Genomic DNA, 14203 nt, shown 5'->3' with positions numbered 1-14203 from the left:
GGCGACGCCCGGGGTGCACGGCTCGGAAGGCTATTCCGAGGTGCGGCTCTCCCAGGACCGCTACCGGGTGACCTTCTCCGGCGACGCCTTCACATCGCGGGACAGGGTCGAGGGCTATCTGCTGTTCCGGTCGGCCGAACTGACCCTGCAGCAGGGCTATGACTGGTTCCGGGTGGTGGACCGCGAGACCGAACGGGAGATCGTTCGCGAGCCCGCCTACGACCCCTGGTATGGATCCAGCTATTCCTACTGGCGTCCGTCCTGGCGCTACTACGGTCGTCCGTATGGCTGGCGGGACTGGAGTCCGTGGGTCGGCGACCCGTTCTGGACTTCGCGGCTCGACATGCGCACCGTCGAGCACTGGGAGGCCACGGCGGAAATCGTCATGTCCCGCGGTTCGCGCCCATCCGGCGATGGACGGGCATTCGACGCCCGGGAGGTGATCGATCGCCTCGGTCCCACGATCCAGAGACCTGGCTACGGGGCCTGAGTCGGTCCGCATCCAATCTCCCCGAACGCGGCCGCCGGCGGAAACGCCGGCGGCCGTTTCCTTGTCCGCCCGGTGCACAGCATCGTCGGCCGATGCGCCGGTCCGGGCGGTCGCGATCTGACGCCCGAACCCCGCGGGCGTGAGCGGATGTGGCGGACCGGCGCCGTGTAACCTTATCGATATCCGTGCGTTACGGCTCAGCTAGACGATGAGAGGACGCATGACGAAGCGTGAGACGGGCGGCCGGGACCAGGCCGAATTCGGAATTTCGGGACTGGACGACATCCTCGCCGGCGGGCTGGAGCGGGACCGGCTGTACCTGCTGGAGGGCGCGCCCGGCACCGGCAAGACCACCGCGGCGATGAGCTTCCTGATGCAGGGGGCGGCGGCCGACGAGGCCTGTCTGTACATCACCCTGTCGGAGACCGAGGAGGAGCTGCGCGGCACGGCGCGGTCGCACGGCTGGTCGCTGGAGGGGATCGACATCTTCGAACTGGTCCCGCCCGAGAGCCTGCTGGACGAGCAGCAGCAGCAGAGCCTGCTGTATTCCTCGGACCTGGAGCTGGGCGAGACCACGCGGATGATCTTCGACGCGGTCGAGAAGACCCGGCCCGAGCGGGTGGTGATCGACAGCCTGTCGGAAATCCGCCTGCTGGCCCAAGGCTCGCTGCGCTACCGGCGCCAGGTGCTGGCGCTGAAACACTATTTCGCCCGCCTGGGCGTGACCGTGCTGCTGCTCGACGACCTGACCACCGACGTCAACGACAAGACGGTCCACAGCGTGGCCCACGGCGTCATCCAGCTGCAGGAGCTGGCTCCGGAGTATGGCGCCGAGCGGCGGCGGGTGCGGGTGATCAAATACCGCGGGCGGCGCTTCCGCGGCGGCTATCACGACTTCACCATCAAGACCGGCGGGCTGGAGGTCTATCCGCGCATCGTGGCCTCGGAGCACCGCACGGCGTTCGACCGCAGCCCGGTCTCGAGCGGGGTGGTCGGGCTGGACGCGCTGCTGGGCGGAGGGATGGAGCGCGGCTCCAGCGCCCTGATCCTGGGCCCGGCGGGGACGGGCAAGTCGCTGTTCACGATCAATTTCGCGGTGGCGGCGGTGGCGCGCGGCGAGAAGGCGGCGCTGTTCGTCTTCGACGAGGAGCTGGGCCTGCTGTACGCCCGGATGAAGGGACTGGGCGTCGATCTGGAGGCGATGCGCGACGCCGGTTCGCTGATCGTCGAACAGGTCGACGCGGCCGAGCTGTCGCCCGGCGAGTTCGCGGCCCGGGTCCGCAAATGCGTCTCGGAGCAGGACATCAAGACCGTCGTCATCGACAGCCTGAACGGCTACCAGGCGGCCATGCCGCAGGAGCAGTTCCTGGTGCTGCACATTCACGAACTGCTGCAGTATCTGAACCGCCAGGGGGCCTCGACCTATCTGACCGTGGCCCAGCACGGGCTGGTCGGGGAGATGAAGGCGCCGGTGGACGTGACCTATCTGGCCGACACGGTGATCCTGCTGCGCTATTTCGAGGCCGCCGGACAGGTGCGCCGGGCGGTTTCGGTGATCAAGAAGCGCGCCGGCCGCCACGAGAAGACCATCCGCGAATACGAGATCGGGCCCGACGGCCTGACCCTGGGCGAGCCGCTGCACGGCTTCCAGGGCGTGCTGCGCGGGGTGCCCAATTTCGTCGGCCAGGGGTCCGGCCTGATGGGCGACGCCTCCGCATGAGCCAGGGGGGCGAACTTTCGCGGCGGGCGCTGGTTCTGGCCCCGACCGGCCGCGACGCCGGCATCGCCGCCGCCATCCTGAAGGAGGCGGGCGTGCCGGCGCTGGTGTGCGACACGCTGGACGTGCTGCGCGCGCGACTGGAAGAGGGCGCGGGGCTGGCCGTGGTCGTCGACGAGGCGCTGCGCGACTGCGACCTTACCGGGCTGGCGGGCTGGATCGAGGCGCAGCCGTCGTGGTCGGATTTTCCGTTCATCGTGCTGACCCAGCGGGGCGGCAGCGTGGAGCGCAACCCCGGGGCGCGGCGGCTGTCGGCGACCCTGGGCAATGTCAGTTTCCTGGAACGGCCGTTCCACCCCACCACCCTGGTCAGCGCCGTGCGGACGGCCCTGCGCGGGCGCAAGCGTCAGTATGAGGCCCGCGAGCGGATCGAGGATATCCGGCGCGCCGAGGCGACGCTGGAACGCCGCGTTGCCGAACGGACCGCCGAACTGGAGGCGGCGAACCGCGAACTCGCCTCGCAGATCGGTCAGCGGGAGAAGGTGGAAACCGCCCTGCGGCAGGCGCAGCGGCTGGAGGCGGTCGGGCAGCTGACCTCGGGCGTGGCGCACGACTTCAACAACCTGCTGACCGTGATCCTCGGCAATGTCGAACAGATGCGGAAGCGGGCCGAGGATCCGGCCTTGAAGCGACGGCTGGACATGATGAGCGAGGCGTCCCAGCGCGGCGCCCGGCTGACGGCGCAGATGCTGGCCTTCTCGCGCCAGCAGAAGCTGGAGCCGCGGCCGGTCGATCTGAACGGCACGGTCAAGAGCATGCGGGATCTGCTGCACAGCACGATCGGCGGCAGCGTCCAGATCTCCGCGCCCCGACTGGCCGACGACCTGTGGCCGGCCATGATCGATCCGACCCAGATCGAACTGGTCATCCTCAACCTGGCGATCAACGCCCGCGACGCCATGGCGGTCGGGGGGGCGCTGACCATCAGCACCGCCAATGTGACGCTGGGCGAGCCGGCGACGGCGGAGGCGCCACCGGCCGGCGACTATGTGATGGTCTCGGTGAGCGACACCGGTTCGGGCATGACCGACGAGGTGCGGGCGCGCGCCTTCGAGCCCTTCTTCACCACAAAGGAGGTCGGCAAGGGGTCCGGTCTGGGACTCAGTCAGGTCTTCGGGCTGGCGAAACAGTCAGGCGGCGGCGTCGCCATCGAGACCGAAGTCGGCCGCGGCACCACGATCAGGGTGTTCCTGCCCCGGGCCAGCGGCGCGCCTGTGGACCAGGGCGCCGACGCCGAGACGGCGCCCTCGGCCCATGAGGATCACCTGGTCGTGCTGGTGGTCGACGATGACGACGCCGTTCGCGAGGTCACCGCCGGCCTCCTGACCGACCTCGGCTACAATGTCGTCGAGGCCGGCAGCGGCGGGGCGGCGCTGGAGCTGATCGAGCGTCACGACGAGATCAGCGCCGTGGTGCTGGACTTCGCCATGCCCGGGATGAACGGCGCGGATCTGGCGCGGGAGGTGCGCGCCCGTCGCCCCCGGGTGCCGATCCTGTTCGCCACCGGCTATGCCGACGCCGAGGCGTTGACGGGCGTCGGGGACCACCAGATCGTGCACAAGCCGTTCGTGCAGGCGGAACTGGCGCACAAGCTATCGCGCAGTTTTACTGCGGCCTGAGCGCCGCCGGACACGCCCCGACGGCGCCCGGTCGAGCCCTCAGCAGCAGGCGGCCTTGGGCCTGTCCTCGACCGCCGCGGGCGGCTGGTCCTCGCCATAGGCGGTCGCCTCGCCGAAGGTGAAGAAGGTCTCCCAGCTCAGGCCCGAGGGGTCCTTGACCCAGGCCTTGTCGGAGCGGGCGTAGCAGCAGGTCGCGGCCTGCTGGTCCCGCGTCGTCTCGCCGGCCGCCTTCAGCCGCCCGGCCAGCTCCGTCAGCTCATCGCTCGAATCGACCTGGATGCCGAGGTGATCGACGCCGGGGACCGCGGCCCGGTCGGAGATGGCGAAATTGACCTTCGGATCGTCCAGCATCCATTTGGCGTAGTCGTCCTTGACGACGGCGGGGTCGGCGCCGAACAGGGCCGAATAGAAGCCGATGGAGCGGTCGAGGTTCTCGACGGCGACGTGAACGTGCAGGCGTTTCATGAGCGGGTTCCTTGCTCGGGGTTGCAGCAGGCGGCGCGGTCGGCGGCTTCAACCACCGGCGCGGAGATTTCGGGGCGGCCCTGGCAGCAGTCCTCCATCAGATAGACCAGCAGGTCGCTCATGCCGCCGTAGTCGGCGGCGTAGAGGATCGAGCGGCCGTCCCGGCGGCTGGTCACCAGACCGGCGTTGGCGAGGACGGCGAACTGGGCCGACAGGGTGTTGGCCGGAATGCCGAGCGTTCGCCCGACCTCGCCGGCGGGAAGGCCTTCGCGGCCGGCCCTGACCAGCAGCCGGAAGACGGCGAGCCGACTGTCCTGGGCGAGGGCTGAAAGACGGGCGACGGCGGTTGTTGATTCCATATTTCTTGAATTATTGAAATATAGACGCGTGTCAACCTCCGGGGCGGCGGGGCGCTCGAATCGTGCGAAAAAGCGGCCCGGCCATGTCCCGCAACCGATTGACGACCCGGGCGTTGTGCCCGATCGCAGGGCTAGGCGAGGGGGTCAGATCATATGCGTCAGCTTCGGCGGGGGGCGAGTGCGGCCCTTCTTCTGATCATGCCGGCTGTGGCGCTGGCGGAAGAGACCGCGCCATCGGACGCGCGGTCGGGGGTGCAGCAGACCATGGGCGGCGGTCCGAGCGACCAGGATCTGGCGCGGCTGTCGCTTGAAGAATTGGCCATGGTCGAGGTCACCTCGGTGTCGCGGCGGCCCGAGGCGCTGGCCGACGCGGCGGCGGCCGTTTTCGTCATCTCGGCCGAAGACATCCGGCGCTCGGGGGCGACCAGCCTGCCCGAGGTTCTGCGACTGGCGCCGAACCTGAACGTGCAGCGGGTCAACGCCTCAGACTATGCGATCAGCGCGCGCGGCTTCAACGGCTATGAGACCTCGAACAAGCTGCTGGTGCTGGTCGATGGACGCAGCATCTATTCGACCCTGCATTCCGGCGTGTTCTGGGACGCGTACAGCCTGACGCTGCAGAACATCGAACGGATCGAGGTCATCAGCGGACCGGGCGGGGCGCTGTACGGGGCGAACGCGATGAACGGGGTGATCAACATCATCACCCGGTCGGCCGCCGATACCCAGGGCACGCTGATCAGCGTCGGCGCCGGCAGTGACGACGCCACCTACGCCATCCGGCACGGGGGCAATCTCGGCGGGGCCGGCGCGTGGCGGGCCTATCTTTCGGGGCATGTGCGCGGCGAGAGCCAGTCCCTGACCGGTCTGGGGGCCAACGACGACGCGGAAGGCACGCGCGCCGGGGCGCGGGCGGACTGGGCGGTCGGGGAGAACCGGCTGACGCTGCTGGCCGACGTGTTCGACAACCAGGTGACGGTCAACGAGGACCTGCTGGGCACAGAGACCCATGTCCGGGGCGGCAATGTGCTGGGACGCTGGACCCGGCCGCTGGCCGGCGGAGAGCTGCAGGTCCAGGCCTATTTCGACCATTTCGAGCGCGATGAGCCGGGCTCGCTGGAAGAGTCCGACACCTGGGATCTGTCGGTGCAGCACGCCATGGATTTCGGCCGGCACCAACTGGTGCTGGGGGCCGGCCATCGCGTGATCGACTCGCGCTTCACCACGGCCCCGGGCGGCGCCTTTCTCAGTCCGCCCGAACGGACGCTGACCCTGACCAATCTGTTCGTCCAGGACCAGGTGGCCCTCCGCGAAGGTCTGACGCTGACGCTGGGGGCGAAGTTCGAGGACAACAGCTTCTCGGGCCAGGAATTCCTGCCCAACGTGCGGCTGGCGTGGCAGCGGCCCGGGGGCGACCTGCTCTGGGGGGCCGTCAGCCGCGCCAGCCGGACGCCGAACCGCATCGAGCGCGACCTGATCCTGCCGGGATTCCTTGAGCCGGGCGACTTCCGGTCCGAGAGGCTGACGGCGTATGAACTGGGCTACCGGGCCAATCCAACCCCGCGGATGTCGTTCTCGATCAACGCCTTCTACAACGTCTATGACGACCTGCGGACGGTTTCGATCACGCCGGCCACGATCTTTCCGTTGATGTTCAGCAACCACGGCGAGGCGACCACCTGGGGGGTGGAGACCTGGGGCAGTTACGACATCTCGCCGGCCTGGCGGTTGAGCGCCGGGATCAGCACCCTGACCAAGGACTATGACGCATCGACGCCGGACGACATCAGCGGGCTGGTCTCGATCGGCGACGACCCGGACTATCAGATGCTGCTGCGGTCGCAGCACGAGCTGACCGATGCGGTCGAGCTGGACGTGCGGCTGCGCGCCGTCGGCGACCTGGCGACCGTCGACAGCTATGTGGAAGCCGACATGCGGCTTGGCTGGCGGCTGACCGACCAGCTGGAGCTGTCGCTGACCGGACGGAACCTGATCGAGGATCGCCGCGTCGAGACCGGCGATCCGGTTCGCGCCCGGGCCTTCGGCCGCAGCGTATTCGGCGCCCTCCAGGTGCGCTTCTAATGGGCCTTGGGCGGCGCTCCATACCGGTGCTTGTCGCCCTGCTGTGGAGCCTGCCGCTTCAGGCATTCGCCGCGGGCCCACCCCTCCAGACGAGCCTCGAATATTCGGTCAAGGCCAACTACCTGGTGCGGTTCGCCGCCTTCGTGGAATGGCCGGCGCAGTCCTTCTCCGACAGCCGGTCGCCGGTGGTCATCTGCGTGGTCGGCCGCGATCCGTTCGAGGGCGCCCTGGACCGCGCGGCGCGCGCCCAGACGGCCTACGGGCGCGCGCTGGTCGTGCGACGACCGACCACGGCGGCGGCGGCCGTCGGCTGCCACATCCTTTATGTCGGACGCGGCGGCGGGGCCCTGGTTCCGGCCGGCCCGCGGCCCATCCTGCTGGTCTCCGACGCGGCCGTGTCGTCCGACCGGGGCATGATCCATTTCGCTGTCCGGGACGACCGGGTGCGCTTCCACATCGACCTGCAGGCCGCGTCGCGGAGCCGCCTGTCGATCAGTTCGCGCCTGCTCAACCTGGCCCTCAGCGTACGGGGAGGCTGAGAGCATGCCCTGGGTCGCCCGTCTCCGTTCCAGCCGCTTCCCGATCGTGGCCCTGGTCTCGCTGCTGGTGCTTCTGATCGCCGGGGTGGCCATCGCGATCGTCAACGAACAGTCGCTGAAGGTGCAAACCGCGCGCGAGGCGGGCGCCCAGGCGGATCTGCTGGCCTCGGCGGTCAGCGGCGCCCTCGCCTTTGACGACCGTCGGGCGGCCCAGGACTACGTCGACGCGGTGCAGGTCAATCCGAACGTACTGGCCGCCGCCGTCTACGACGAGGACAATCGCCTCGTGGCGAGCTTTGCGCGGGAGGGCGAGGTCATTCCGCCCGTGGCGACGTCGCGGCCGCACACCACCGAGTTCAGGGACGGCCGGCTCTACATCGTGCGGCCGGTCGAGCAGGGGGGACAGGCGCTCGGCACGGCGCGGCTGCGGGTGCTGGAGACGCCGCCGGCGCAGCGGTTCAGTCGCATCGCCGGCCTTATGCTGGTTCTGGGGCTGGGCGTGCTGGTGGTCGTGGTCCTGGCCGTGGCGCAGGGCGCCCTGCGGCGGGCCAACCGGCAACTGGCCGACCGCGCCGCCGAACTGGTGCGGGCCAACAACCTGCTGCAGCAGCAGATGATCGAGCGGGAGAAGGCCGAGGAGGCGCTGCGCCAGAGCCAGAAGATGGAGGCGATCGGCCGGCTGACCGGAGGCATCGCCCATGACTTCAACAACCTGCTGATGGTGGCGTCGAGCGGCATCGAACTGCTGGACCGCACGAACGATCCGAGACGACGCGAGGCGCTGGGCGCCGGGGTCAAACAGGCGATCGAACGGGGGGCGGCCCTGACGCGCCAGCTGCTGGCCTTCGCGCGACGCTCGCCGCTGCGGGCCGAGGTGCTGGACCTGCGCAGCCACATCGAGGGGCTGCGCTTCCTGCTGGAGCGGTCGCTGCGCGAGGACATCGAGGTAGTGCTGGACCTGACCGAGGACCTGTGGCCGGTCGAGGCGGATCGCGGCGAACTGGAGCTGGCCCTGCTGAACCTGGCGGTCAACGCCCGGGACGCCATGCCCCAGGGCGGACGGTTGACGGTGTCGGGCTGCAACCTTCCCGGCGAGGACGGCGGGCCCGACCGGGTCTGCCTGACGGTCGCCGACACCGGCGCGGGCATGTCGGACGTGGTCGCGTCGCGGGTGTTCGAACCCTTCTTCACCACCAAGGAGGTCGGGCGCGGCACCGGGCTGGGCCTGTCGCAGGTCTATGGCTTCGTGCGCTCGTCAGGCGGCGACATCAGCGTCGAATCGCACGAGGGCGAGGGCACGACCTTCACCCTGTGCCTGCCGCGGACCGACAAGACGCCGCAGGAGGCCGCGCCGGTCACGACGCTGGCGGACGGCGAGGCGCGGACCGCGCGCAAGAGCGGCGTGCGGCTGTTGCTGGTCGAGGACGACGACGCCGTCGCCGCCGGCGTCGGCCATATGCTGGACGACCTCGGCTATCGCCATGTGCGGGTCGCCAGCGCGGCCGAGGCGCTGGAGATGCTGGACAAGGACCCGCGCTTCGATCTGGTGTTCTCGGACATGGTCATGCCGGGCGAGATGGACGGCCTCGGTCTGGCGCAGGAGGTGCGGCGCCGCCTGCCGACCACCCCGGTGCTGCTGACCACCGGCTTCAGCGAGGCGGCGTCTGCGGCGACGGGCGAGGCGTTCCGCCTGCTGCCCAAGCCCTACGGCATCGACAGCCTGTCCGACGCCCTGGCCGAGACCCTGGCCGACGCGGCGGCCTGAACGAATCGGGCGGTCGCGGGTTCGAGTCTCCGAAACCTTGACGAGGAGGCGATCATGGCCGCGAGACCGACCTGGCAGGGACATCTGAAGCTGTCGCTGGTGACGTGCCCGGTGGCGCTCTACACGGCGACGTCGTCGGCCAACACCGTCAGCTTCCATCTGATCAACCCCGAGACCAACAACCGCATCCGCATGGTGCCGACCGACCCCGACGCCGGGCCGGTCGAGCGGTCGGACCTGGTCAAGGGCTATGAGGTGTCGAAGGACGAATACGTCCTGTTCGACGACGACGACTTCGACAAGGTCAGGCTGGAGAGCACCCGGACCATCTCGATCGACGAGTTCGTCGACGAGGCCGACATCGACCGGCTGTACTGGAACGACCCCTTCTATGTCGTCCCCGAGAAGGGCGTCGGGGCCGAGGCCTTCGCGGTCATCCGCGACGCCATGAAGGCGGCGGGCAAGATCGCCATCGGCTGTCTGGTGCTGCGCGGACGCGAGCGGCAGATCGCCCTGGAGGTGCGCGGCAAGGGGCTGGTGGCCTACAGCCTGCGGGCCCACGACGAGGTGCGCGACGCCGCGGACTATTTCGACGACATCCCCGAGGTGAAGGCGGACAAGGACATGGTCGAGATCGCCACCCGGATCATCGGCCAGAAGGAGGCGGACTTCGATCCCAGCCAGTTCAGGGACCGCTATGACGAGGCCCTGAAGGAGATGATCAAGGCCAAGCAGAAGGGCGGCAAGGGCCTGGTCGAGGCGCCGGAACCGGACGACACCAATGTGGTCGACCTGATGGAGGCGCTGCGGGCCAGTTTGAAGGGGTCGGCGGGCGGCAAGGCGCCGGCGAAGAAGGCGGCTTCCAAGAAGCCGGCGTCGAAGAAGAAGGCGGCCTAGGTCACAGCACCGTCTTCAGCACCGGCCTGAGATTGACCGCGCCGGCGCGGAAATCCTTCCACGGGTCGGGCTTCTTCAGCAGGGCGGCGGCGTCGTGCAGGGTGAAGGCCTTCGGATCGAGGCCCTTCTTCACCTGACCCCAGGACAGGGGGAAGGCGAGGCCGGCGCCGGGGCGGGCGCGGGGCGACCACGGGGCGACGGCGGTGGCCATGCGGCCGTTGCGCAGATAGTCGAGGAAGATCTTCCCGCCGCGCGCCTTCTTGGCGAGGGTGGTGGTGAAATGGTCGGGGTCGGCGGCGCGGACGCGTTCCGACACCGCCTTGGCGAAGGCCTTGCACTGGTCCCATTCGATACGGGTTCTGCCGTCGGCGAGGATGGGGACGACGACGTGCAGCCCCTTGCCGCCGGTGGTCTTGACGAAGGGGTTGAGGCCCAGCCCCTCCAGCTCGCGTTTGAGGACTTTCGCCGCGGAGATGACGTCGTCGAAGTCGAGGCCCTCGTCGGGGTCGAGATCGAAGGTGACCTGGTCGGGGGTTTCCGGGTCGCCGGGCTTGCAGCCCCAGGGGTGCAGCTCCAGCCCGCCGGACTGGCCGAGGGCGACGAGGCCGCCGACGTCGACGACGCCGATGTAGGGCTTGCGCTCCTTCACATCGATCAGTTTCAGCCGCGGGTTGGAGCCGGGCATGGCGTGGCGCTGGAAGAATTTCTGGCCGGTGATCCCTTCCGGGGCGCGGATGATCGAGACCGGTCGGTCGCCGACGTGGGGCAGGATGCGCTCGGCAGCCATTTCGTAATAGCGGACCAGCTCGGCCTTGGTGATCGCGGGCTTGCCATCCGCGGCGGGCCACAGGACCTTGTCGGGACTGGAGATGGTGACGCCGGCGACGACCAGCTTGCCCTTGCCTTTGCTCGTGGCGGGGCGATCGCCGGGCATGGCGAGGGGGGCGGAGCCCGTGTGACTTCCGGGTTCTTTCGACGGGTCGGCGGGGGCGTGGGGGCGTTCGGTGACCTCCGCCGGCGGCTTGTCCTCGCGCAGGCCCTTGAAGGCGGCGTGGCGCAGGGAGCCAGTGTCGGTATAGCCGCCGTGCTCGATCTCGGCGACCAGCACCGGCTTGACCCAGTGGGTGGTCACGCCGCCGGCGCGGGACTTCTTCGGCGCATCCTTGCCGGTGAAGGGGCTTTTGTCGGTCTCCGCCTTCTTCAGAGCCGGCAGCAGGGTCTTGAGCAGGGTCTGGTTGTAGCCGGTGCCGACGCGGCCGAGGTGGCGAAGGCCGCCCTTGTCCTGGACCCCGACGATCAGGGAGCGGAAGCGGCCGCCGCCCTCCGAGGTCCAGCCGCCGATGACGACCTCGTCGCCGCCACGGCATTTGGACTTGAGCCAGGTGGTCGAGCGGCCCTCGCGATACGGCGCGTCCAGCTTCTTGGAGATGACCCCCTCGAGCTCCATGCGGCAGGCGCTCTCGAGGATGGCCTGGCCGGTGGTGGCGAAATGGTCGACGTAGCGGATGCGGGCGCGCGCCGCCTTGGGGATGCGGTCGATGTAAGCCTGCAGCCGGGCCTTGCGGTGCGACAGCGGCAGTTTGCGCAGATCCTCGGCGCCGTCGAACAGCAGGTCGAAGGCGAAATAGACGAGGTCGGCGGTGTCGCCGCTGGAGATGGCCGCCTGCAGGGCCGAGAAATCCGGCATGTGGTTTTCGGCCAGGGCGCAGAGTTCGCCGTCCACCACCGCATCGGGCCACTGCGCCGCGTCGGCGGTCAGTTCGGGGAATTTGTCGGACCAGTCGAGGCCCTTGCGGGTGCGCACCGTCGCCTTGCCGCCGCCGGAGGCGACCTGCAGCCGGTAGCCGTCGAACTTGATCTCATGGGCCCAGCCGGACCCGTGCGGCGGAAAGTCGGCGATCTTGCACAGCTGGATGGGGACGAAGGCGTGAGGTTTGGCCGCCTTGTCGGCGACGGCCGGGCGCGCCTTCGGTTTCGGCGGCGCCTTGCGAGCGGTCTTCTTCGACAAGCCCCACTGCTTCTTGCCCTCCGCGATCTCGGCGAGACTGCGGCCGGTGGCGATGGAGGCGTCGATCTCCATATTGGCGTCGCCCTCGCCCGGGACGGCGTACTCATCCTTCTCCTTGATCAGCAGCCAGTTGTTGCGTTTCGAGGGTTTGCCGCGATCGGTCTTCATGCGGATCAGGGCCCATTTGCCCTGCAGCCGCTCGCCATGAACGATCATCTTGACGTTGCCCCGGGCGAAGGCGTCGGCGAGGTCGTCCTCCTGCGGCTCCCAGGTTCCGCGATCCCACAGCTGCACCGTGCCGGCGCCGTAATTGCCGGCCGGGATGGTCCCCTCGAAGGTCCCGTAGTCGAGCGGATGGTCCTCGGTCTCGACCGCCAGCCGCTTGACGGCCGGGTCTCGCGACGGGGCCTTGGTGACGGCCCAGGATTTGAGGACGCCGTCGACCTCGATGCGGAAGTCGTAGTGCAGGCGGGTCGCGGCGTGGCGCTGGATCAGAAAGTTCAGCCCCGCCTTGCGCGCCCGGCCCTTCCGGCCCTGCGGCTCCGGCGTGTCGCCGAAATTGCGCTTCTTCTTGTAGGTCTCCAGCTCGCCGCGCACTGACGTCTCCCGTCGATCACCGCGAGGGAACGCACCCGCGGGCGGATGGCTCAATCTATGGCTTCGCGCATGCGGGTGATCGGGGCGGACATGTCGCCGGTCGACAGGCCCGGGGACCGCTCCAGCCAGGCCTCGAGCCGGGCGTTGATGGCGCGGCAGGGGGCGATGTCGATGGCCTCGGCCACGCACAGGCTCTGGAAGGTCAGGATCTGCTGGCCGTCGCAGATGGCGCCGTTGCGCCAGCCGTAGTCGCTGAGGCAGTGCTGGCCGTTGCGCCAGTAGTACTGGCTGCCCGGCTCGACGCCGTTGCGCCAGAAATACGCCGAACCCGGCTCCAGGCCGTTGTCCCAGAAATACGCCGAGCCGCGGCGGGTCCCGAAGATCAGGTGGTGGAAGGAGCCGGGCCGCGTCCCGTTTTCAAGCTCGTAGCCGGAGGGAAAGCCCGTGCCGTTGCGAAAATGGTGCGCCGACAGCATGCCGACGCCGTTTTCCCACTCCCATTCGCCCCAGCCGGCGGTCTGCTGGGGCGGGGTTGCGAACAGGGCGAGGGCCAAGGCGGCGACGAGCATCACGGGCTCCGGCGATCAGGTCTGACCCGGACGCTTGCCGGGGAGGGCCCGCCCGTCAACTGACGCGGCCTGATCCGCGCAGCCCCTACTCCGGCTGGGGCTCTTCGTCGGTCTTTTCGCCGCGGGCGGCGGCGCGCTTTTCGGCCTTGGCGGCGGCTTTTTCAGCGGCCTTCTTCGCATCGGCGCGCTCGCGCTCCATGCGCTCGAAACTGTAGTTGGGCTTACGGGCCATCGGCAGGTCTTCCTTTCCGGCGCGGTCGCGCCTGACGCGGTGCGCCGGGAGAACGCCGGGGACCGGCGCGGGATGCGTACAAGGTGGGGCGCCCCGGCCCCGGCGACAACCGCTCAATCGACGGCGACGATCTCGACCGTCTGGCCGGCCACCGTCGCCTCATCGCCGACGCGCTTGCCGATCAGGGCCACGGCGAGGGGCGAAACGTGGCTGACCGATCCGGCGGCGGGGTCGGCCTCGTCCTCGCCGGTGATGCGCCAGGTCTGGCGGCGGCCGTCCTCGCGCTCGATCACGACGGAGCCGCCGAAGCGGACGCGGCCGTCGGAGATGGTCTCGACCAGCTGGGCCGAGGCTCTACGGGCCGACCAGTAGCGCAGGTCGCGGGTGGCCCGGGCCATGGCGGTGCGGTCGGCCTCGATGGACCCCTTCGACTGGGCGGCGTTGTAGGCGGCCCGGGCCGCGGCGAGGGCGGCCTCGATCGCCGCCAGGCCCTCGAGGGTGACGAGGTTCGGGTGGGGCGAGATCGGACGGTCGGGAAGATCGGCGGCCGTGGCCTCCAGATCTTCCTCGCGGGTGAAGGCGACGCTCATGGGGAGGAAGCGTATGCAGGGCGCGAGCGTTCCGGTCTACAAAGGGCCGATGAGTTCTCCAGCGAAGCGCGTGCATGTGATCGGGGCCGGGCCGGCCGGGCTGATGGCGGCCGAGCGGCTGGCCCAGGCGGGCGCAGCCGTCGTGGTGCACGAGGCGATGCCGTCGGCAGCGCGGAAATTCCTGATGGCCGGGCGCGGCGGGCTGAACCTGACC

At 69.5% G+C, this 14203-nt stretch carries 14 protein-coding genes; 8 read left to right on the top strand and 6 right to left on the bottom strand.

What is annotated here, in order from left to right:
• From RDU12_RS01855 to RDU12_RS01845, 3 genes are all read left to right on the top strand, one after another.
• Window positions 1-490 (top strand): hypothetical protein (locus tag RDU12_RS01855; protein ID WP_308684021.1); only part of this gene is annotated, 490 nt, incomplete at its 5' end.
• 220 nt (window positions 491-710) lie between these two features.
• Window positions 711-2210, top strand: coding sequence for an ATPase domain-containing protein (locus RDU12_RS01850; protein WP_300289576.1), 1500 nt, complete (start codon window positions 711-713; stop codon window positions 2208-2210).
• Window positions 2207-3886, top strand: coding sequence for a response regulator (locus tag RDU12_RS01845; protein ID WP_308684020.1), 1680 nt, complete (start codon window positions 2207-2209; stop codon window positions 3884-3886). The genes RDU12_RS01850 and RDU12_RS01845 overlap by 4 nt, the downstream gene beginning before the upstream one ends.
• Window positions 3887-3925: 39 nt before the next feature.
• Here RDU12_RS01845 and RDU12_RS01840 read toward each other — a convergent pair whose 3' ends face one another.
• Both RDU12_RS01840 and RDU12_RS01835 read right to left on the bottom strand, forming a co-directional pair.
• On the bottom strand, window positions 3926-4351 hold the full coding sequence (locus tag RDU12_RS01840) for an ArsI/CadI family heavy metal resistance metalloenzyme (RefSeq protein WP_300291655.1): 426 nt from the start codon (window positions 4349-4351) through the stop codon (window positions 3926-3928).
• Window positions 4348-4710 carry a helix-turn-helix transcriptional regulator gene (locus RDU12_RS01835; RefSeq protein WP_300291653.1) on the bottom strand — a complete coding sequence of 121 codons (363 nt, stop codon included), beginning with the start codon at window positions 4708-4710 and terminating at the stop codon, window positions 4348-4350. Before RDU12_RS01835 ends, RDU12_RS01840 begins: the two co-directional genes overlap by 4 nt.
• 153 nt (window positions 4711-4863) lie before the next feature.
• Here RDU12_RS01835 and RDU12_RS01830 point away from each other — a divergent pair, with 153 nt between their 5' ends.
• The 4 genes from RDU12_RS01830 to RDU12_RS01815 are packed head-to-tail and all read left to right on the top strand — an operon-like array spanning window position 4864 to window position 9993.
• A complete protein-coding gene (locus RDU12_RS01830) occupies window positions 4864-6792 on the top strand; it encodes a TonB-dependent siderophore receptor (protein WP_300291651.1) in 1929 nt (642 codons plus the stop codon).
• A 26-nt stretch (window positions 6793-6818) separates the two neighbouring features.
• Window positions 6819-7331 carry a YfiR family protein gene (locus RDU12_RS01825; protein ID WP_308684019.1) on the top strand — a complete coding sequence of 171 codons (513 nt, stop codon included), beginning with the start codon at window positions 6819-6821 and terminating at the stop codon, window positions 7329-7331.
• Window positions 7332-7335: 4 nt separating this feature from the next.
• Window positions 7336-9096 carry an ATP-binding protein gene (locus tag RDU12_RS01820; protein ID WP_300290289.1) on the top strand — a complete coding sequence of 587 codons (1761 nt, stop codon included), beginning with the start codon at window positions 7336-7338 and terminating at the stop codon, window positions 9094-9096.
• Window positions 9097-9150: 54 nt separating this feature from the next.
• A complete protein-coding gene (locus tag RDU12_RS01815) occupies window positions 9151-9993 on the top strand; it encodes a Ku protein (protein ID WP_300290288.1) in 843 nt (280 codons plus the stop codon).
• A gap of 1 nt (window position 9994) precedes the next feature.
• Here the strand turns inward: RDU12_RS01815 and ligD are convergent, their stop codons facing one another.
• The 4 genes from ligD to greA all read right to left on the bottom strand — a co-directional run bounded on the left by ligD (window position 9995) and on the right by greA (window position 13989).
• Window positions 9995-12598: a DNA ligase D gene (gene ligD, locus RDU12_RS01810; protein WP_300290287.1), complete on the bottom strand. Its 2604-nt coding sequence runs from the start codon at window positions 12596-12598 to the stop codon at window positions 9995-9997.
• 50 nt (window positions 12599-12648) lie between these two features.
• Window positions 12649-13167 (bottom strand): hypothetical protein, encoded by a 519-nt coding sequence (locus RDU12_RS01805; RefSeq protein WP_300290286.1) that lies wholly within the window; start codon window positions 13165-13167, stop codon window positions 12649-12651.
• Between the two features lie 85 nt (window positions 13168-13252).
• On the bottom strand, window positions 13253-13399 hold the full coding sequence (locus tag RDU12_RS01800) for a hypothetical protein (protein ID WP_300290285.1): 147 nt from the start codon (window positions 13397-13399) through the stop codon (window positions 13253-13255).
• Between the two features lie 113 nt (window positions 13400-13512).
• On the bottom strand, window positions 13513-13989 hold the full coding sequence (gene greA, locus RDU12_RS01795) for a transcription elongation factor GreA (RefSeq protein ID WP_300290284.1): 477 nt from the start codon (window positions 13987-13989) through the stop codon (window positions 13513-13515).
• Between the two features lie 49 nt (window positions 13990-14038).
• Between greA and RDU12_RS01790 the strand changes: the two genes are divergently transcribed.
• The coding region (locus tag RDU12_RS01790; RefSeq protein ID WP_374990178.1) for an NAD(P)/FAD-dependent oxidoreductase at window positions 14039-14203 on the top strand (165 nt) is incomplete at its 3' end.

The organism is Brevundimonas sp. (genome assembly GCF_031082345.1).
GTDB lineage: Bacteria > Pseudomonadota > Alphaproteobacteria > Caulobacterales > Caulobacteraceae > Brevundimonas.
Note: the sequence above shows the minus strand (reverse complement) of the source record. Positions and strands in the feature narration are given on the sequence as shown.

What these genes read in the sequence shown, in the direction of transcription:
- greA (WP_300290284.1), bottom strand. Translation starts at nt 13,989, where the DNA reads ATGAGCGTCGCCTTCACCCGCGAGGAAGATCTGGAGGCCACGGCCGCC.
- RDU12_RS01805 (WP_300290286.1), bottom strand. Translation starts at nt 13,167, where the DNA reads ATGCTCGTCGCCGCCTTGGCCCTCGCCCTGTTCGCAACCCCGCCCCAG.
- RDU12_RS01830 (WP_300291651.1), top strand. Translation starts at nt 4,864, where the DNA reads ATGCGTCAGCTTCGGCGGGGGGCGAGTGCGGCCCTTCTTCTGATCATG.
- RDU12_RS01850 (WP_300289576.1), top strand. Translation starts at nt 711, where the DNA reads ATGACGAAGCGTGAGACGGGCGGCCGGGACCAGGCCGAATTCGGAATT.
- RDU12_RS01815 (WP_300290288.1), top strand. Translation starts at nt 9,151, where the DNA reads ATGGCCGCGAGACCGACCTGGCAGGGACATCTGAAGCTGTCGCTGGTG.
- RDU12_RS01840 (WP_300291655.1), bottom strand. Translation starts at nt 4,351, where the DNA reads ATGAAACGCCTGCACGTTCACGTCGCCGTCGAGAACCTCGACCGCTCC.
- RDU12_RS01845 (WP_308684020.1), top strand. Translation starts at nt 2,207, where the DNA reads ATGAGCCAGGGGGGCGAACTTTCGCGGCGGGCGCTGGTTCTGGCCCCG.
- RDU12_RS01835 (WP_300291653.1), bottom strand. Translation starts at nt 4,710, where the DNA reads ATGGAATCAACAACCGCCGTCGCCCGTCTTTCAGCCCTCGCCCAGGAC.
- RDU12_RS01820 (WP_300290289.1), top strand. Translation starts at nt 7,336, where the DNA reads ATGCCCTGGGTCGCCCGTCTCCGTTCCAGCCGCTTCCCGATCGTGGCC.
- RDU12_RS01800 (WP_300290285.1), bottom strand. Translation starts at nt 13,399, where the DNA reads ATGGCCCGTAAGCCCAACTACAGTTTCGAGCGCATGGAGCGCGAGCGC.